Source organism: Phyllobacterium sp. K27 (assembly GCF_054796155.1).
In genome coordinates this window covers 3,334,125-3,354,168 of the sequence record NZ_CM139240.1, presented here as the reverse complement: position 1 = coordinate 3,354,168, position 20,044 = coordinate 3,334,125, and the positions used below count along the sequence as shown (strand labels likewise).

The window sequence follows — 20,044 nt, the reverse complement described above, 5'->3', positions numbered from 1 at the left end:
AGATTGAAATTATATAGATTTAAACGCGAAACCCTTTGTCGCAATGGATTTTTTCGGGTGCTGAGGCATTTTTATCACGGCAAAGCGCCTTGAGCGCTCAGCCGTTTTTCTTAAGCAAGTTCTGCACCAGATCCTTGTCGATATTGCCGGTTGGTTTCAAGCCATTATCCTTTTGGAATGCCATAATAGCTTCGCGGGTCCTGGTGCCGATTTTCCCGTCGGACCCACCAGCATCATAGCCATTCTTGTTCAAAATCAGCTGGATGTTGCGCACGGCCTTCTCCATGTCGAGCGAACCGGTCTTCATGGGTGTTGCGCGCCATTGTTCCGGAATATTCAACGCATTGGCGTCGGCGTCCATTGTCTTTGGCTTCCATAAGGAAAAGGCCGCCTTGGCGCGTGAAAGCTGATCGGGCGTCATTGCGCGTGCAACATCTTCACGCTTGGAAGCTGCATCGCTGTCTCCGGCTTCGGCTGCAATTGCGAACCATTTGTAGCTTTCCTCCAGATTCTGCTTCAAGCCCACTCCCTTCGCCGAAAGTATGGCCAAGTTGAACTGGCTGTCCTTGACGCCAAGTTCAGCGGCACGGGTAAACCAGCGAGCCGCAGCTTCGTTGTCAGGTGTGCTGAGAGCTCCTGCGGCCAACAGAACTGCAAGATTGTGCATCGCGCTGGCATTGCCTTGATTGGCTGCAAGCTCGTACCAATGTTTGGCTTTCACTACATCCCGCTCTACGCCAAGGCCTTTCTCATAGAAATTGCCGATCTTGTATTGAGCCGGTGCAAAACCACGCTCCGCTGCAAGCTTGTACCACTCAGCCGCTTTGCCGTAGTCGCTTGTAAGACCTCGGCCATCCATATAGCGATCACCAATTTCAAACAGAGCCTTGTTGTCCCCGGAGACGACAGCGGCATGAAGGTCATCCGGCAATCCCTCGGTTGGAATCGCAGGGATTGCCACGGGTTCTGATGATTTTGCCGGTAAGGATTGCGTCGTCATGCTGGTGTCGACAGCTTCATTGACAGTCGATGGCATGTGTTGCTGTGTAGCAATGACGCTTTCTACACTGACTGGTGCAGGTTGCACCGCTGCAAATTCCCGCGCAGGCGCTGCCGGAACAGGCTTTTCCGCGACCTTGGCGGGCGTTGTCGTGGATGCGGTTGCTTGAGGCTTGACGGGATGATCGACAAAAGCAGCCTTCAACTGCAATCCGGCAATGGCGATCATAATGGCGCCGATCGCCAACAGGATAGGCTTGCGCCCACGTGCAAGGAAACGCCGCTTTGGTTGGTCTTCGCTGATCGGTTGATCCTCCTTTGATGACCAACTCTGCTGATTTCCCATCTCGAGTGCCGCCGCCTGGGCCGCGCGGCGTGCAGCAGCAATAAAATCAGCCTTGCCGTCACCGGAGCTTCCCGCAAGTTGCATCTCGCGCCGATCTTCGCGCACGCGTTTGAGAATGGAATTCAGATCAGGCATGCCTGAACCCGGCTCAAGCGGATGATTGAGCAGGCTCGGATCGAGATCCATATCGGGCTCGTCGGATCCCATTCCCATATCCGGATCTTGAATCGCAACTTGTTTGCTGGGTCCTTTAAGACCGCGTGTCAAACTCCCGAATATTGATGGTTTTGCGTGTGGTTCGGCATCAGCCGTCTCGGTATCGGAAACAGTGGTCGCTTCGAGAGCTGTTCCTTCAGACTCGGAGAACGCCGGAGCCGCAAAAGCAGGCTCGGTTATCGTCGGTTCATTGGCTCCGCTCGCCTGAATGTGACGATAGACCGGTACGGGGCCGCTTTCCAAAGATGCCAGACGATCGACAATCTTCAGCAACGTGTCATGGATCGCTTCAAACGTCTTTGTATTCCGGTCTTCTGACTTGCGTGCCAGACCTTCAAGGATTTTCAGATCGCCAGCAAGCGCGCGTGCAACTGCACTATCTTGAGCATTGGCTACATCGGCTATATTGCGGACGGCTTCAACGGCGGCATCGCGAGCGGTTTCGACGATGAAGTCCCGGTTAGATGCGATTGATTCCTCGATCGCCTCCAGACGTGGAGGAATGGTGGCCATCTCGGCGTAATGATCATTTGACTTGGCGAGATGTTCTGCAAGGCCCGCAATCTGCAATTCGAGACTATGGATAGCATCTGAAGTCTTATCGTTTTGCGGAGCACTTTCGCAGATGAACCGAGCCATATCGTCGAAGCGCGATTCAATATTGTCCGACAGCCGGATGCCGCTGTGCTCATTCATCTGATGATGATCGTCGAGCCGCTGCGTAAGCTCCGCAAATCGCTGATCAATCGTAGCACTGAAGAGAGGATCAATCGCGGGCTGCCGGGGCATGGCTTCCAGCTTGTCGATGACCTGTAATACCCGATCTTCGAGATCGCGAAAATCCGAAATGCTGATCGCAGCCGGGGCATTCTGCAAATGACGAGCTACCGCTGCAAGGTGCTCCGAAAGTGCATCAATGTTGATGGCGGGCCGCTTCGACTGCTCAGCGAGTTGATCAACACGCTGTGCCAGTTCGCCCATGCGTTGTAGTATTACATCGGAGGTACGATCATCGGGCGTCGATGCCTGAAAGCTGCTTGCCAGCGATGCGATACGCGCTTCAAGGCGCTCAAATGCATCGGCTTCGGCAAAGCGTGCTGGCATCTGGTGGGATGTCGCAACGAGTGCCCGACTTATCTCATCAAGGCGATCATCTATTTGCTGCATATAGCGGACGGGCATTGATCCATCATGTGAAGCTGCATCATTGCGGCCAAGTTTGGCTACGGCCTGCTTCAGTTCGTTCAGATCGCCCCGCAACATGGAGAACGCTGCCGCATCGTTGTCTATTTGCTTAGTGTTGAAATGGTCGGCAGGCGCTGCCGACTGCTGCAACCGATTCAACGTCGTATTGTGCAGGATCGAATTATTGGATGTTTCGGCATCATCACGCATCTCCGTACGCAGCTGCTTTAATTGCGCAGCGATTGCGGAAAGATCATGTTTGCCATTTTGCGTTTGGCTTGATGGTGTTGGCTCACGGCGGGGTGGAGATGCCAAACCGGCTCGTGAAGCCAATGCGGCGAAACGATCGACAATATCGCTGCCGTCCGTCTCTATTTCCGGTGTTTTGGGCCGCATGGCGTTGCGCAACTGGCTTTCGAGGGTCTCTAGTGTGCGATTGAGATTATCCAGCGACGCAGCATCGCGACGGGCGCGATTGACATTGACCTGTTCCATCAGTGACCTCTGGTTCGTCATGAACGTCTGCTGCTCAAGTTGACACGCCAGCTACCTGGCAGTTGATATTGCGGGTGCTCAAGGAAAGCCGAGTGCGCGTTGCGCGTCGGGGCCAATCCGGAGAGCCGGGGCCCATGCCCCATGCGGTCCGACAAGCCGTGAAAAACAAATCACATATAGACACGGTTCACCGTCACGCTGACATTGGCGAAACGTGGTAAACAAGTGGTTAAGACGTCGGTCAAAGCGCTAAAATAACGACCGATTTAGTTGTGGTGATCTGTTACAACACGCGAAAGCTCTGACAACCGATTACGGTCTGCATCCTGCGGAGAATATCGAATGAGACATCGCTGTCTGTTGATGCTGCTGCTTGCGGTAATTGCCCATACTGTGTCGGCCGTCGCCAGTGCAGGCGAATTATTCGTTCGCGTCAACCAACTCGGCTATTTGCCGGATGGGCCAAAACTGGCAACAATTGTATTGTCTTCAGACCTGCCATTGGAATTCCAGCTTGTGGATTCTGAAGATGTATCCGTTTTCAAAGGTACGACGAAACCTTTGGGTTTCGATGCGATGGCGGGAGTGAAAACCCACATGGCGGATTTCACGAACTATCATAAGGCAGGCGAAGGTTATCGTCTGGTTGTAGATGACAGCACGAGCATGGCGTTTTCCATCGGAATCAATATCTATGATCGCTTGAGTGTGGATGCACAGTCCTGGTTTTATCTGGCCCGAAGCGGCACCGAAATCAGAGAAAATATTGTCGGGTTATCCTATGCCCGGCCAGCAGGGCATGTCGGTATTGCACCCAACCTTGGCGACACATCGGTGCCTTGTCTTGATAATGAGACCGCAGCAAAAATCTACACCGGGTTCAAATGGGGTTGCAGCTACAAACTTGATGTGAGTGGCGGCTGGTATGATGCTGGCGATCAGGGCAAATATGTCGTTAATGGCGGTATTGCTGTTTCCCAGCTTATGGACACAGTGGAGCGGGGAGCGCTCTTCGCCCAGAATGCTGAAAGCGTTCTGAGCGACAAGCGATCTCGCTTGCCAGAGCAAAGCAATGGCGTGCCCGACATTCTCGATGAAGCCCGCTGGGAACTGGAATTCATGCTGAAAATGGTGGTTCCGCATGGCGAGCCATTTGCCGGGATGGTCCACCATAAGGTTCACGATGCGAGTTGGACTGGTGTGCCCATGCTGCCTCATGACGACCCGCAGCCGCGAGCCCTGTATGCTCCTTCTACAGCGGCCACTCTGAATCTGGTGGCAGCCGCGGCGCAGGGTTCTCGCCTGTTCAAGAATTACGACGAGCCGTTCTCAATAGAGCTTTTGGCATCGGCTAAGAAGGCATGGTCGGCTGCACAAGCCCATCCTGACATTATCGCACCCGAGGCAAATTTTGACGGCGGCGGCGCCTATAGCGATGGCGATGTCAGCGACGAATTCTATTGGGCAGCCGTTGAACTTTACCTTGCGACGGGCGATGCGAACTATCTTTCTGTCATCAAAAGTTCGCCGCACTGGAGTGGTGATGTATTCAGCCGGGGCGGGCATGGTGCTTTCGACTGGGCGAATGTCGCCGGCCTTGCCCGTGTGCATCTCGCTCTGTACGGCAGCAAGCTGCTGAGACGGGAAGACTGGGAGGAGGTAAGAACCTCCGTGACCAGCGCTGCCGAGCATTTCATTAAGCTCCAGAAGAAGGAACCATTTGGACAAATATATCGCCCTGATAATGGTCGATATGATTGGGGGAGTAATCATTCGATCCTGCAGAATATGATCGTCGTATCTGCCGCCTATGATCTGACCGGAAAGCCGCACTATTTGGCTAGTGTCCGGGAAAGCATGGATTATCTTCTGGGTCGCAATGCATTGAACATGTCTTACATTACCGGATACGGCAAAACTTTTTCACAAAATCAGCATAGCCGCTGGTTTGCTCATCAAATCGATCCAGAGCTTCCGAATCCGCCGCCGGGTTCTCTTGCCGGAGGACCGAACTCATCGCTCGTCGATGATGCTTCCAAGGCAAAGCTTGCCGGCTGTGCACCGCAGCAATGCTATCTCGATGACATTGAAGCCTATGGCTCCAATGAGATTGCGATCAACTGGAATGCACCGCTGGTTTATATTGCAAATTTTCTCGACAATACCCGTAAGAAATAGCTGGCACATTACGATTGGGCATTGTCGATTTGAACATGCGACTTACATGCTCTTTAGTCTCAAAAAAGGTAATGTTTGCAAATTTTGACGTTTACGGAAACGTCAAAATTTGTTATTGAAGACTGAATGTTGGCAGCACGGACGCTCTGCGTGCTGTTTTTACTCGTTTTTGTTTTGGAGGAAGCTTATGCCGAGTTACCGCGCACCCGTTGAAGACACGCTTTTTGTTCTCAATGATGTTCTGGGTTTTGAGCGATACAATAATCTTGAAGGTTTTGCAGATGCCTCGCCGGATATTGTTGACGCGATTCTCGGTGAGGGTGCAAAGCTTGCAGAAAACACTCTATTCCCGATCAATCAGTCGGGTGATCAGGAAGGCTGTGAGCGCAATGCGGATGGGTCGGTAACCACGCCAAAAGGCTTCAAACAGGCATTCGATCAATATCGCGAAGGCGGGTGGGTTGGACTGGCCGTGCCACAGGAATTCGGTGGGCAGGGTCTGCCTTATGCGCTTCACGTGGCGGTTGGCGAGTATATGTCTTCGGCCAATATGGCGCTCGTCATGTATCCAGGGCTAACGCAGGGCGCCATAGCTGCAATTCTTACACACGGGACCGATGAACAAAAGCAGGCCTATCTGCCAAAAATGGTGGATGGCACCTGGACCGGCACGATGAACCTGACAGAGCCGCATTGCGGCACTGATCTTGGTCTGTTGCGCACAAAAGCTGTTCCAAATGGCGACGGTTCTTATAAGATTTCAGGCCAAAAGATATTCATCTCTGCTGGCGAACACGACATGGCGGAGAATATCATCCATCTGGTCCTGGCCCGTATTGAAGGTGCACCAGAAGGCGTGAAGGGTATCTCCCTCTTCATCGTACCGAAGTTCAATCTCGACGATAATGGTGCCCCCGGACCGCGCAACGGCGTATCCTGTGGTTCCATCGAAGAGAAGATGGGCATCCATGCCAATTCGACCTGCGTGATGAACTATGATGACGCTCAGGGTTTCTTGATCGGCGGCGAGAACAAGGGCTTGCGAGCCATGTTCACCATGATGAATGAAGCTCGGCTTGGTGTTGCCTTGCAGGGTCTTTCGATTGGCGAAATCGCCTATCAGAATGCTGCGATTTATGCGCGGGACCGCATTCAGGGGCGCTCGTTGACCGGGCCAAAGGCACCGGACAAAAAGGCTGATCCGCTTATCGTTCATCCCGATGTGCGCCGCATTCTCATGACGATCAAGTCTTTCAATGAGGCAGGGCGCGCCTTCATTCTGTGGTCGGCTTTGAAGTCCGATGTTGCACATCGCTCCGCAGACGAGACCGAGAAGCAATTGGCTGACGATATTCTCAGCCTCATGACCCCTGTGCTCAAAGGCGTTCTGACGGATAAGGGCTTCGAGCATGCTGTCATGGCCCAGCAGGTCTTTGGCGGTCATGGTTACATCGAAGAACATGGCATGAGCCAGTACGTCCGCGATGCACGCATTGCCATGATCTATGAAGGTGCCAATGGGGTCCAGGCGCTTGATCTGGTTGGCCGCAAGCTCGGTGCAAATGGCGGACGGGCCATCATGGCATTCTTCAAAGAGGTCGGCGACTTCTGTGAAGAAAATCGTGGTGACGAGAAACTTGCATTCTACACCAAGCATTTGAAAAAGGGTCTCAATGACCTGCAGGCGGCAGCCATGTGGCTGATGCAAAATGGCATGGCCAATCCGGACAATGCCGGTGCTGCTTCTACCGATTTCATGCATCTCTTTGGTCTGGTCTCGCTCGGCTACATGTGGGCACAGATGGCCAAAGCCGCCAATGCCAAACTGGCTGACGGTGCAGAAAACAAAGCGTTCTATGAGACGAAGCTGATCACGGGCAAATACTTCATGGAACGTGTTATGCCCGAAACCTCTGCGCATCTGGCACGTATTCAGACTGGAGCCGATACAATGATGGCGCTTGCCGCAGAAGCATTCTAAGCTGAAGCCAACGCCGCCACAGGCCGTGTTCGCGCGGCCTGTTCAGAAGATCTCGGGAGGATTGTCATGGGTGTGCGACCGGAAGATGTATTGGGCGTTCCAAAGCCTGAATGGAAAACTGACGACGTAGTCATGCTGCAGGAAATGGCCGCAAAGTTCCTTGAGGCCGAGGTCCTCCCGCATTATGAGCGCTTTGAGAAACAGGAAATTTTTGATCGTTCTGTATGGGAGCTGGCAGGGCAGAATGGACTTCTCTGTGCTTCAATGCCCGAAGAATATGGCGGTGCCGGTGGCACTTATGCGCATGAAAGCGCGATTCTTGAGGCGATCAGCCATGTCGGTGTCGATGGCTTCGGTATAGCCCTGCATAATTCCATCGTAGCACCCTATATCCTGCATTATGGCTCAGAGGAGCAAAAGCAGAAGTGGCTGCCGAAGATGGCAACGGGCGAATTGATCGGCGCCATTGCCATGACTGAACCCGGTGCGGGTTCCGATCTGCAAGGTGTCAAAACCAGCGCCAAAAAAGATGGCAATCACTATGTCATCAATGGTTCAAAGACCTTCATTACCAATGGTCAATTGGCAAATCTGGTTATTGTTGTTGCCAAGACCGATCCGGCTCAGGGAGCAAAAGGCACCTCACTGCTGATCGTTGAGACGGACGGGCAGGAAGGTTTTGAGCGTGGCCGCAACCTCGACAAGGTCGGGTTGAAATCCAACGACACTTCCGAGCTGTTCTTCAACGAGGTGCGGGTTCCGACATCCAATCTTTTGGGCACTGAAGAAGGTCAGGGTTTTGTGCAACTGATGCAGCAATTGCCACAGGAACGGTTGCAAATTGGCGGGACTGCCATTGCCATGGCAGAACGGGCCATTGCAATTACCAGTGACTATGTGAAGGAGCGCAAAGCCTTCGGCAAGGCTGTGATCGAGTTCCAGAACACGCAGTTCAAGCTTGCAGAACTAAAGACTGAAGCGACCATAGGCCGGGTGTTTTACAATCATTGCGTCGAGCGTCATGTGAATGGCGGGCTCGATCCGGTGACTGCCTCCATGGCCAAATATTGGCTGACAGATTTGCAAAACAAGGTCGTGGATGAATGCCTGCAACTGCATGGCGGCTACGGCTATATGAACGAATATCCAATTGCCCGCATGTTCCGCGATGCCCGTGTGCAACGGATCTATGGTGGCACCAACGAAATCATGAAGCTTTTGATCGCCCGCAGCCTTTGAGCCTGCGGTAGCAACAGGGAGTATATTATGGCCGACGCTTATATTTATGATCATGTCCGCACACCGCGTGGCAAGGGCAAGAAAGATGGCAGCTTGCATGAGGTGCCTGCCGTTCGCCTTGGTGCGCATGTTCTCGAAGCCTTGCGCGACCGCAATGGGCTCGACACCGGTTTGGTCGACGATATTATTTATGGCTGTGTTGATCCGGTCGGCGAAGCGGGTGCTGTTATTCCGCGCTCGTCCGCCTTTGAAGCCGGATATGATTTCAAAGCGCCGGGCATGCAGATTTCCCGGTTTTGCGCTTCGGGTCTCGACGCAGTGAATTTTGCGGCGGCCAAGATCGTACAGGGCGCGGATGATATTGTCATTGCTGGCGGTGTTGAATCCATGTCGCGTGTTGGCATGGGCATGTCTGGCGGCGCCTGGTATATGGACCCATCGGTCGGCCTGCCGGGCTATTTCATGCCTCAGGGCGTTTCTGCGGACCTGATCGCCACGAAATACGGCTTCACCCGTGATGATGTCGATGCTTATGCGGTCGAGAGTCAGAAGCGTGCGGGCGAAGCGTGGAAGAAGGGTTATTTCAAGAACTCTGTCCTGAACATCAAGGACATCAACGGTCTCACGATCCTCGACCACGACGAGCATATGCGCCCCACAACGGATATGCAGGCTTTGGCCTCGCTCAATCCCTCTTTCGTCATGCCGGGCGAAATGGGTGGCTTCAATGCTGTTGGCATTCAGGCCCATCCGGAAGTCGAAACCATCAATCATGTGCATCATGCCGGCAATTCATCCGGTATCGTTGACGGTGCTGCCGGTGTTCTACTTGGCTCCAAGAGTGCGGGTAAGGCGCTGTCGGCCAAGCCGCGTGCCCGCATCCGCGCCTTCGCCAATATTGGTTCTGATCCGGCCCTGATGCTGACGGGCCCTGTTGATGTGACAGAGAAGCTGCTGAAGCGCGCCAAGATGAAAATCTCGGATATTGATCTGTTTGAACTCAACGAAGCCTTTGCTGCCGTTGTCCTGCGCTACTTGCAGGCATTCGACATTCCGCGCGACAAGATCAACGTCAATGGCGGCGCCATTGCCATGGGCCATCCGCTGGGCGCAACAGGTGCGATGATCCTTGGCACGGTTCTCGATGAACTTGAGCGCCGCGATCTGAACATCGCGCTGGTAACCCTGTGCATCGGTGCGGGCATGGGCACTGCAACCATCATCGAACGCGTTTGAGGAGAGAGAATATGACTTATACAAACTTCAAATTCGACGTTGATGCCGATGGTATTGCTCTCGTCACATGGGACATGCCTGACAAATCCATGAACGTCTTCACAGAAGAAGTCATGAAGGAATTGGATGCCATCGTGGACAAGGTTGCAGGCGATGCTGCAATCAAGGGCGCTGTGATCACTTCCGGCAAAGATACATTCTCCGGCGGTGCCGATCTGACCATGCTCAAGCGCATGTTCCAGCTCTTCCAGGACGAAAAGGCAAAAGACCCTCAGAAAGCCGTTGAGCTGCTGTTTGAGACGACAGGCAAAATGGGCGGACTATTCCGCAAGCTCGAAACGTCGGGCAAGCCTTGGGTTTCGGCGATTAATGGCACTTGCATGGGTGGTGCTTTTGAAATGTCGCTCGCCTGCCATGGCCGCGTGGTTTCCGATGATCCTTCGGTCAAAATGGCTTTGCCGGAAGTCAAGGTTGGTATTTTTCCCGGTGCGGGTGGAACGCAGCGTGTCCCACGCCTGACTAACCAGCAAGATGCCTTGCAGATGATGACAACAGGTTCCAGCCTGACCGCATCACGCGCCAAGGCCATGGGATTGGTACATGAAGTTGTTCCCGCCAAGAAACTGGTGGAAGCCGCCAAGAAGATGATCAAGGATGGCTTGAAGCCGGTTCAGCCTTGGGACGAGAAAGGCTTCAAGCTGCCGGGCGGAGCGATTTACTCAGCTGCCGGTGCCAATCTTTGGCCAGCGGCGACAGCGATCCTGCGTCGTGAAACCTACGGCAACTATCCGGGTGCCGCATCAATTCTGAAGTCTGTTTATGAAGGTCTGCTTGTACCTTTCGATACCGCTCTCAAAATTGAACAGCGCTACTTCACGAAGATTTTGCAGACGACTGAAGCAAGCATGATGATCCGCTCGCTGTTCATCTCGCTGCAGGAATTGAACAAGGGCGCGCGCCGTCCTGACGATGTGAAGCCTACAAAATTCAAGAAGGTTGGCGTTGTCGGTGCCGGTTTCATGGGCGCGAGCATTGCCTATGTTACCGCGAAAGCAGGCATTCCGGTCGTGCTTATCGACCAGAGTGTTGAAGCTGCCGAAAAGGGCAAGGCACACTCTGCCGATCTGATTACCAAGGAAGTGCAGAAGGGCAAGGCGACCGCCGAGGATAAGGAAAAGCTTCTCGAACTCATTACAGCGTCCTCGGATTATGCTGATCTTGATGGTGCGGACCTTGTTATCGAGGCGGTATTTGAAGATCGTGACGTCAAGCGTGCCGTGACCGAAAAGGTTGAAGCCGTGCTGAAATCTGGTGCTGTTTTCGCGTCCAATACTTCGACACTGCCTATCACTGGTCTCGCAAAGGTTTCCGTGCGGCCGAAAAACTTCATCGGTATTCACTTCTTCTCGCCAGTCGACAAGATGATGCTGGTTGAAGTCATCATGGGCAAGAAGACGTCCGACAAGGCACTGGCTGTGGCACTGGATTATGTGCGAGCAATCAAAAAGACGCCGATTGTCGTCAATGATACACGCGGCTTCTACGTCAATCGTTGTGTGCTGCGTTATATGGCCGAGTCCTACAATATGCTGATTGAGGGTGTTCCTCCGGCAATGATCGAAAATGCTGCCCGTATGGCGGGAATGCCGGTCGGACCATTGGCCCTTGGCGATGAAACGGCAATCGATCTTGCCCAGAAAATCCTGAAGGCGACGCTTGCTGATCTTGGACCAAAGGCTGTTGATCCGCGTCATGTGGAACTGATCAACACATTGGTGGACAAGTATGATCGCCGGGGCCGCAAGAATGGCAAGGGCTTCTACGACTATCCAGCCAGGCCCGCCAAAAAGCATCTGTGGCCTGAGTTGAAAACACTTTATCCGCAACAGGATGCCGACAAGATCGACGTTGAAGTGCTGAAACAGCGTTTCCTTGTGACTATAGCGTTGGAAGCGGCGCGTGTCATGGAGGAGGGGATTGTCACCGATCCGCGCGAAGCAGATGTCGGTTCCATTCTGGCCTTTGGATTTGCCCCCTACACGGGTGGAACGCTATCTTACATTGATGGTATCGGTGCTGCGAAGTTTGTTAACATCGCCAAGGGTCTGCAACGAAAGTATGGAGCCCAGTTCAAGGCTCCAAAGCTTTTGCTCGATATGGCCGAAAAGGGCGATACGTTCTACGAACGCTTCAATCCGTATCCTGCGGAAAAAACAAAGAAAGCCGCTTGATATCAAGTGCGGGAACTGTTCAAGCGGTTCCCGCACTTTTCTATAGTAATAGAATAATAACAACGTGAGTGAACAAAATAAGAAAGTTTTCCGTAATTTCGCTCGACTTTTGTTAAGATGCCGCTTAAAATCATGTCTAAGGTATTTTTTCCTTTTGCTTGGATATGTCCATGTTTTCACATGACCGCATTTGGGCGGCCATCGATGCGCTGGCTCAACGTCACTCTCTTTCCGTTTCCGGACTGGCCAAGCGTGCCGGACTTGATCCGACGACATTTAACAAATCCAAACGTTATGCTGCGGATGGCCGTGCGCGCTGGCCTTCCACCGAGTCGCTGGCAAAGATCATGGAAGCAACCGGCGCTTCATTGGATGAGTTCATGACCCTGGTGCACGGCAAGACATTCAATGCTGCCGGTGCAGCTATGCGGTCAATCCCTCTGCTTGGTTTTGCGCAGGCCGGTGCGGGTGGATTTTTTGACGATGGCGGTTTTCCTGTCGGTCAGGGCTGGGATGTCGTAGAATTTCCTATCGGTCCGGACGATGCGGTCTACGCGCTTGAAGTGTCCGGAGACTCAATGCTGCCTCTTTATCGCGATGGCGATACAATCATTGTGGCCCCCGGCGCGGCCATACGTCGGGGTGACCGTGTGGTCGTTCGAACCAGGGACGGCGAAGTCATGGCAAAAATTCTTTCACGCCAGACACCTCGGACAATCGAGTTGCAGTCGATGAACCCTGAACATACAAACAGAACGTTTGACGCGGCCCATATAGATTGGATTGCGCGTATTCTTTGGGCGAGCCAATAGGGATTCGCACGCATGCGACAAGTACCGCTCTATGCTCTGACCGGTCTGGTCGCTCTGGCTTTAGCCTATTCCTTCATTGCTCCATTCCATGGTGCACTTGAAACGACGATTGCGTCGGATCAGGATGTGAGTGTTGTTGCTGAGGATTTTGAACTGCCTGCGGAAATGCAGAGCGGGACTTCGTCGGAGCAGCCTGCAATCTTACAAGACGAGCCTCAGACAACCACAGATGCGCCTTCTCTCCGCCAGGTTGATCCGGATGAAGGGCCAGCTCCCATAGGAGTAGGCCCATTGGAGCGGGTGGCGCCCCGCCAACCTTTAAGCGATATGGGTCTGGCAACGCCGCCTGCTCCACCGCCAGCACCTGTGCCAGTCGATAACACGGCAAAGCCGACCCTGCTGTACCGGCCCGTCGCGACAAGTGCAGGCAGTATCGAAGCGTCCGGATATAAAATTTCGCTTGAGCGAATAAAGGCGCCGGGCGTTGAAGAAACCTGCAATGCCAATGGTGCCAATTGGCCCTGCGGGATGGCTGCACGCACTGCCTTGCGCAATTGGCTGCGTTCGCGCGCAATCGAATGCAATGTGCCGAGCCAGCCCTCGGATGAGGTGATTGCGACGGAGTGCAAACTGGGAGCAACAGACGTTGCCAGCTGGCTTGTATCAAATGGTTGGGCGCGTGCTCAGGACGGAACGCCTGAGGTGGACATGATGAAGAAAGCTGAGGAGCAGAAGCTCGGCATTTTCGGCAGTGCACCGCCATCCCTGCCGGCAAGCAGCGAGCTTCCCATGCCTCAACCGACTGCGATCCCGGACATTATTGATAATTCAAATGAAAACGAAGGATTGGTTGCTCCGCCACCGATCACAATACCCGACGCACCGTTTCCGCCCGTTCCAGAATGATGCTCTCAGGCTTCGTGACAGACGGCTTCGATATTGTGGCCGTCCGCATCACATATAAACGCGGCATAATAGTTTGAATGATAGTGTGGTCGTATACCTGGTTGCCCATTATCACGACCGCCAGCGGTTAATCCTGCCTTATGAAAAGCGTCGACAACATCACGGCTATTCACTCGAAAAGCCACGTGAAGTGGTGGCTTGTTCGGTGTGCCGCTGATGACCCAAAAATCAGGTTTGACATTCTCACCAAAACCGGCGACGTCGGCATGGCCAGTGACCGAAGCTGGAAATTCGACGATCAACCTATATCCAATTGCAGCCAGCGCGTCAGAGTAGAACTTTTTGCTTTGCTCGAAGTCGCTGACTATTATACCGGTATGGTCAATCATCCACCCCTCCAAACGGTCTGATCAGAGTAACTCGCCAGCCAGCGCTTTTGCAATCAAAGAGCGTGTTTCTTCAATTCCATACAACGCTACAAAAGAACCGAAACGCGGGCCGCGTTCCTGACCGATGAGCACCTCGTAAAGCATCTGGAAGAACGATACGGCAACGCCCGGGCCGCCTTCCGGGCTTTTCTTGGTGTGATCCTGATAGCGCTCAATGGCGCGTGCCACGTCCAGAATTGCATTTTGTATTGTATTGCCATCAGCATCTGCTGGCAGTGTTGCAAGCTTGTCTGACATTTGTGCCAGTGCAGTGCGTTCTACGGCATCGGGCTTTCGGAACTTCTTGGTTGGCTTGACGAAATCGTTGAAATAACGAATTGCATATTTCACCAGGGCATCGAGTTCCGGATTTTTGTCCGGTGCAACACCGGCGACGTGGCGCGAAATGAATCCCCAAAGAACATTGCTGCTCTCGGCATTGGACGCACTGACAAGATTGAGCAGTAGGGCAAAAGGCACCGGCATCTCAACCGTTGGCGGATTGCCGCTGTGGAGGTGCCAAACCGGATTGTTCAACCGGTCCTTCCAGGATTGGCGTTCATAGGCCGAGAGATAAGTGAAATACTCATCCACGGCCTTGGGAATGACATCAAAGTACAAACGCTTTGCTGTTCGCGGCTTCTGGAACATATAGAGGCCGAGACTTTCAGTGGGAGCATAAGACAACCACTCGTCAATGCTAAGGCCATTTCCCTTGGACTTTGAAATCTTCTGGCCAATATCGTCGAGGAACAATTCATAAACGAAGTGCTCAGGTGCACGCCCACCCAGAATCTCGCAAATGCGATCATAGATAATCGCGTTTGTTTGATGATCCTTACCGAACATCTCAAAATCAACCCCAAGAGCCGCCCAACGCATGCCGAAATCAGGCTTCCACTGCAACTTGACCTTGCCGCCTGTCGCGGAAAGGGTTGTTTCGACACCATTTTCGTCGTCAAAAGTTATTGTGCCATTCTTGGCGTCTACATTCTTCATGGGAACATAAAGAACGCGACCGCTCGTCGGTGAAATGGGCAGGAATGGGCTGTACGTTGCCTGACGCTCTTCGCCGAGTGTAGGCAACATAACTTTCATGATGTCGTCATAGCGCTCGACAGCCCGCAGCAAGACCGCATCGAAGCGGCCCTCTTTGTAATACTGCGTTGCACTGGCGAATTCATAATCGAAGCCGAATGTATCAAGAAACCGGCACAGCATGACATTGTTATGGTCAGCGAAGCTCTTATAGTCACCGCCATAAGGATTGGGCACTGATGAAAGTGGCTTGTGCAGGTGGGGTTCCAGCATTGAAGGATCTGGCACATTGTCCGGAATCTTGCGCATGCCATCCATATCGTCGGAGAAGCACAAAAGCTTGGTTTTCACGGTATCATTGGTCAAAATCCGGAATGCATGCCGCACCATTGTGGTGCGGGCGACTTCACCAAATGTACCGATGTGCGGCAAGCCGGAAGGGCCATAGCCGGTTTCAAAAAGGATTGTCTCTGGATATCCGGTTTTCTGGTAGCGTTTGACGATCTTTCGCGCCTCTTCGAAGGGCCATGCTTTGGCCTCTGCTGCCGCCGCGATCAATTCGGGGGTCAGTTCGATTGGGCTGTTTGGGCGCGAAGTCATTCGTTTAATCCTGTTTTGCTGCTGTATTGTGGAGCGGGCGGACACTATGGCGGCAAATATCCCGCGTCAATCATATGGTTCCCCGCGAGGTCCAGTCAGGATTGTTTTTTGTGTTTATTGCCAGTCTCAATAAAAATCGATGGGGAAATACCGCAAATACAGTTCCGATATGGTGCCCTTTGCTTCCATCGCCTTCAGTGCAAAATTGAAGCCATCGGCAAGGTCGCTATTTTGGAGCGTTGTTGCAATCATCAATCCGTCGCCGAGAAACTGTGGGGCCGTATAAGGCCGCCCGGCAAAGACACAGCAGTTCGCAGCGTCTTCGCTGCCGATCCAGAATGACAGATCGGAGCCATCGCCAAATACGGCATCAATCTTCTTTGCTTTAAGATCCTTGAGCATAAGATCGCGTGTGGGGTAACCAATCCAGCGAGCCTTCGGAAAATAATCAGCGAATATTGCCTGGTGCACCGAGTCTGTGATCACGCCGACATTTTTGCTTTCCAATGCCTTGTCAATCGGGTTGTTCAATTGATTGTCTCTCAGGGTCAGGAAACGTGCTACCAACCGTATATATGGTGCTGTAAAAGCATATTTCTGCCTAAGGGCAGCCGTTGGCCGCAGTCCGGCTAATATGGCTTCCGCCTCACCGCTTTCCAGAGCAGCCTGTAGTTCATTCCACGGTCGCGCTTCTATCTGACAGATCGCAGTGACATCAAGTTCGGCGCATATAGCTCGCGCCAGATCAATATTGAAGCCGGATATGCGGCCTGTATTGTCGATGAAATTGAATGGCGGGTAATCGACTGTCGTAATAAAGCGGATCCGCTTGACTGCGGTCAGGTCAGGCTTGGACACTCGCTCGCGCCCGTCCCAATAGTGGGGAAAATCCCCAGCTTGAGCCGCTTGCGCTATCGTTAGCAGAAGAAGCCCCAGCACAAAGGTGACGATAGATCGAAAATACATGAGGTCTCGGACACATACTGATTTGAACAAAGGCTAGCGCATAAGTCGGAAAACCGAAACCGCTATTTAGAGTAAATTTTGCTCGAGCCTCACAGGGCTACATGATTGCGTAGAAATTTGGTGGTTGCTCGTTCTGCGCATCGCACAAGTAGATTCTACAGATTTGCATATAGACTAAAATACTATTGACTATTGTTCATAACGCACACTTATAATGCTGTGTGGGAATATTATTAACAACAAGACAATATTACTTATGATTGTGTATATATTTGGATGCAACTGGAGGGTGATTGCTATTTTATTGGATTGATGACGCGAAACGCCTTCTTGTGACGTGATTTTACAATGACGGAACGCCACTTGGAGGTATCGATTGCGGCGCGACTTTGTTATGCGGGCATGCCAAAAACTGAGTTGGTAGGGGCATTCAAAGAGTGTTGTCAAAACGGCACTTCATTTATTGACGAACTTTACGCCGTACAGGGCATTGACCATTCGCTGCTCACCCGCTGCCTTGCCGAAGAAGCTGGCCTGGTTTTTGAGAACATTGCGGACGACCTTCATATAATCTCACCAAGCGCGGCTGACTTCGTTCAGCTGCGCCATAGGCACCGCATCATAGGTGTCACCGCCGATCTTGCGATAAAGGTTTATACCACGCCGACGCTTTCCAACATTGCCCAGATCAAGCGGTGTTTTGGTGACGGCAGTGCGGATACTTCTCGCATAAGTATGATCTCGCCATCATCATTGACTGAATTTTTTCTATCGAAACATTCGGATCATCTCGCACGCAACGCTGTCTATATGGTCGAGAGTGGCGCAAAACATTCGGCGCGAACAGTGGCGAATGGTCAGCAGGGCATTTTCATAGGAGCGGCAATCACCACTTGCCTGTTCCTGGCAATGATTGCTCCGCATCTACTGTGGTCAGTATTCCATTTTCTTTTCTCTCTCCTTTTTATGGGCTGTATCGTTTTGCGGCTCTTGGCGGGCTGGCATGCACACACCAACACCACGCCGCTAGAGCAATCTCAGGAAAAGCGGGAACCGGTTTTCCATCAGGAACTGCATAAAAACAAAGAGCTAGAGTATGCCTTAATTGGAAAAGCTTTAGCAAGCCGTCGGAGCGGCAGCTTGCCAAAATATACAGTTATGGTGGCGCTCTATAGGGAGGCTGATGTGGTCTCTCAGCTGGTAGAAGCGATGAAGAGACTTGATTGGCCGGCCTCTCGTCTTGAAGTTTTGTTTCTTTGCGAGGCGGATGATTGTCTTACCCGTGCTGCCTTCGAAAAAGAACGACTGCCTGTCGGTTTCAAAATTATCTGTGTACCTCGTACAGGCCCTCGAACAAAGCCGAAGGCCCTTAATTACGGGTTGCAGCTGGCAGAGGGTGAGTTTGTCGTGATCTACGATGCAGAGGATCGGCCGCATCCTGGTCAGTTACGGGAGGCCTGGCAAAGATTTGCCGAGACAGCCGACGATAAACTGGCCTGCCTTCAAGCACCACTCGTCATTACCAATGGAAGTGATAGCTGGATCGCACGACAATTTGCGTTTGAATATGCGGCGCATTTCAGAGGGCTTTTGCCCTGGCTGGCTGATGGACGGTTTATCATTCCGCTAGGTGGAACATCCAATCATTTTCGTCGGGAGTGTTTGCTGGAGGTTGGAGGCTGGGACCCTTTTAACGTCACGGAGGACGCAGAATTGGGTTTAAGGCTTGCACGCCATGGTTATTATGTCGAAACGCTCTCTCTGCCCACAGCAGAGGATGCGCCAAGCGAAGTGGGAGTATGGCTTAAACAGAGAACACGATGGCTGAAAGGCTGGATGCAAACATGGCTTGTCGAGATGCGACAGCCCAAGGAACTGTTCAGGCAAATTGGTGTAAAACGCGTCCTGGTCTACCATGTCCTGACAGCGGGGCTATTAATGTCTGCGTTGCTTTTTCCGTTTGTGGTTCTTTTCATCAACTACATGCTGTTGATGGTCACGTTCTCAAAGGGGGCCCATTTTGCGAGCCCCGTTCTCATATTTGACTTGTTGAATATTATCTCCGGCTTTCTGTCTTTCCATCTATTAGGCCGTGCAGCATTGAAGAAAGAGAGAATGCCCGGTTGGATATTGCCAGGCTTGCCGGTCTATTGGGTACTCATATCCCTAGCCGCCTGGCGCGCGCTTTGGCAATTATATGCGGCACCTTTCCTTTGGGAAAAGACACCGCACCGCCCTGTGCACTCCACAGTCTCTTTTAAATAAAGTCCGGGCCACTTCCGATGATCAGAGAATCCTCATTGCCGATTACCGTCAGATCGCGGTCCGTATAGGGCAGGCTAAGCAAAACCCGTCGTATGACGGCAATTCTTGCACGACGTTTGTCATTTGATCGAACGATCGTCCATGGTGCGTGTGCAGTATGTGTCCGGGCCAACATGATATCGCGAGCCTTGGTGTATTCATCCCATTTTTCGACACCGGCAATATCGATGGGGGAGAACTTCCAGCTTTTAAGCGGGCTGTGACGACGATCATGGAAACGCTTAAGCTGCATAATCTGACCGATATTCAACCAGAACTTGAAAAAGTAGATGCCGTCTGCAACGATCATTCGTTCGAAACCAGGGGTTTCTTCCAGGAAAGACGCGTGTTGGTCGGGCGTGCAGAATCCCATCACAGGTTCAACACCGCCTCGGTTGTACCAGGAGCGGTCGAAGGTTACGAACTCGCCCGCACTTGGAAAATGCGAGATATAGCGCTGAAAGTACCATTGTGTACGCTCGACTTCGCTCGGTTTAGGCAAGGCAACATTACGTGCAGAACGCGGATTCATATATTGGCGCAAGTTGAATATTGTGCCCCCTTTTCCAGCCGCATCTCTGCCCTCGAACACCGAGATCACACGTCCACCGGTTGCCTGAAGCCAGCTTTGCATTTTTACAAGCTCTATCTGTAGCTTCTCGAGTGTCTCTTCATATTCATCGTTGGGCATCTTTTCTGTATAAGGAAAGCCACCCGATGCCAGATCGCCATCATTTATCCAATCTGGCAATTTCGGATTATGGACATCAAAGGTGCGCTTCTTTCCGTCAATCTTCAGTTTGAGCGGCGCAATATCCTGTTTGGATGATGTTGATTTCTTTTTTGAATCTTTGCCCAATGCGAACGTCCTCAGTTGACATAAA

At 52.4% G+C, this 20,044-nt stretch carries 13 protein-coding genes; 8 read left to right on the top strand and 5 right to left on the bottom strand.

The window, feature by feature from the left end; genetic code table 11:
* Window positions 1-97 precede the first annotated feature (97 nt).
* Entirely contained in the window at window positions 98-3,262 is a 3,165-nt protein-coding gene (locus tag ACYJL1_RS16585) for a peptidoglycan-binding protein (protein ID WP_460896397.1), read from the bottom strand.
* A 321-nt stretch (window positions 3,263-3,583) separates the two neighbouring features.
* On the opposite strand from ACYJL1_RS16585, the gene ACYJL1_RS16580 reads away from it, so the two are divergent.
* The 7 genes from ACYJL1_RS16580 to ACYJL1_RS16550 all read left to right on the top strand — a co-directional run bounded on the left by ACYJL1_RS16580 (window position 3,584) and on the right by ACYJL1_RS16550 (window position 13,824).
* On the top strand, window positions 3,584-5,419 hold the full coding sequence (locus ACYJL1_RS16580) for a glycoside hydrolase family 9 protein (RefSeq protein ID WP_460896396.1): 1,836 nt from the start codon (window positions 3,584-3,586) through the stop codon (window positions 5,417-5,419).
* Window positions 5,420-5,606: 187 nt separating this feature from the next.
* Window positions 5,607-7,400: an acyl-CoA dehydrogenase C-terminal domain-containing protein gene (locus ACYJL1_RS16575; RefSeq protein WP_460896395.1), complete on the top strand. Its 1,794-nt coding sequence runs from the start codon at window positions 5,607-5,609 to the stop codon at window positions 7,398-7,400.
* 66 nt (window positions 7,401-7,466) lie between these two features.
* Window positions 7,467-8,639: an acyl-CoA dehydrogenase family protein gene (locus tag ACYJL1_RS16570; RefSeq protein WP_460896394.1), complete on the top strand. Its 1,173-nt coding sequence runs from the start codon at window positions 7,467-7,469 to the stop codon at window positions 8,637-8,639.
* A 27-nt stretch (window positions 8,640-8,666) separates the two neighbouring features.
* Window positions 8,667-9,875, top strand: coding sequence for an acetyl-CoA C-acetyltransferase (locus ACYJL1_RS16565; protein ID WP_460896393.1), 1,209 nt, complete (start codon window positions 8,667-8,669; stop codon window positions 9,873-9,875).
* Window positions 9,876-9,886: 11 nt separating this feature from the next.
* Window positions 9,887-12,106: a 3-hydroxyacyl-CoA dehydrogenase NAD-binding domain-containing protein gene (locus tag ACYJL1_RS16560; RefSeq protein WP_460896392.1), complete on the top strand. Its 2,220-nt coding sequence runs from the start codon at window positions 9,887-9,889 to the stop codon at window positions 12,104-12,106.
* A gap of 170 nt (window positions 12,107-12,276) precedes the next feature.
* Complete coding sequence (locus tag ACYJL1_RS16555; protein WP_460896391.1) at window positions 12,277-12,918, top strand: S24 family peptidase; 642 nt, start codon at window positions 12,277-12,279, stop codon at window positions 12,916-12,918.
* Window positions 12,919-12,930: 12 nt separating this feature from the next.
* On the top strand, window positions 12,931-13,824 hold the full coding sequence (locus ACYJL1_RS16550) for a thermonuclease family protein (protein ID WP_460896390.1): 894 nt from the start codon (window positions 12,931-12,933) through the stop codon (window positions 13,822-13,824).
* A 5-nt stretch (window positions 13,825-13,829) separates the two neighbouring features.
* Here ACYJL1_RS16550 and ACYJL1_RS16545 read toward each other — a convergent pair whose 3' ends face one another.
* The 3 genes from ACYJL1_RS16545 to ACYJL1_RS16535 all read right to left on the bottom strand — a co-directional run bounded on the left by ACYJL1_RS16545 (window position 13,830) and on the right by ACYJL1_RS16535 (window position 16,856).
* Window positions 13,830-14,213, bottom strand: coding sequence for a VOC family protein (locus ACYJL1_RS16545; RefSeq protein ID WP_460896389.1), 384 nt, complete (start codon window positions 14,211-14,213; stop codon window positions 13,830-13,832).
* A 21-nt stretch (window positions 14,214-14,234) separates the two neighbouring features.
* Complete coding sequence (locus ACYJL1_RS16540; protein ID WP_460896388.1) at window positions 14,235-15,890, bottom strand: lysine--tRNA ligase; 1,656 nt, start codon at window positions 15,888-15,890, stop codon at window positions 14,235-14,237.
* Window positions 15,891-16,016: 126 nt separating this feature from the next.
* Window positions 16,017-16,856: a transporter substrate-binding domain-containing protein gene (locus ACYJL1_RS16535; protein ID WP_460896387.1), complete on the bottom strand. Its 840-nt coding sequence runs from the start codon at window positions 16,854-16,856 to the stop codon at window positions 16,017-16,019.
* 348 nt (window positions 16,857-17,204) lie between these two features.
* Between ACYJL1_RS16535 and ACYJL1_RS16530 the strand changes: the two genes are divergently transcribed.
* Complete coding sequence (locus ACYJL1_RS16530) at window positions 17,205-19,121, top strand: glycosyltransferase (protein ID WP_460896386.1); 1,917 nt, start codon at window positions 17,205-17,207, stop codon at window positions 19,119-19,121.
* On the opposite strand, the gene ppk2 is transcribed toward ACYJL1_RS16530, so the two are convergent.
* The gene (gene ppk2, locus ACYJL1_RS16525; protein ID WP_460896385.1) at window positions 19,114-20,019 is read right to left on the bottom strand and encodes a polyphosphate kinase 2; all 906 of its coding nucleotides are present in this window, start codon (window positions 20,017-20,019) and stop codon (window positions 19,114-19,116) included. The two genes, ACYJL1_RS16530 and ppk2, sit on opposite strands and share 8 nt — an antisense overlap.
* Window positions 20,020-20,044 lie beyond the last annotated feature (25 nt).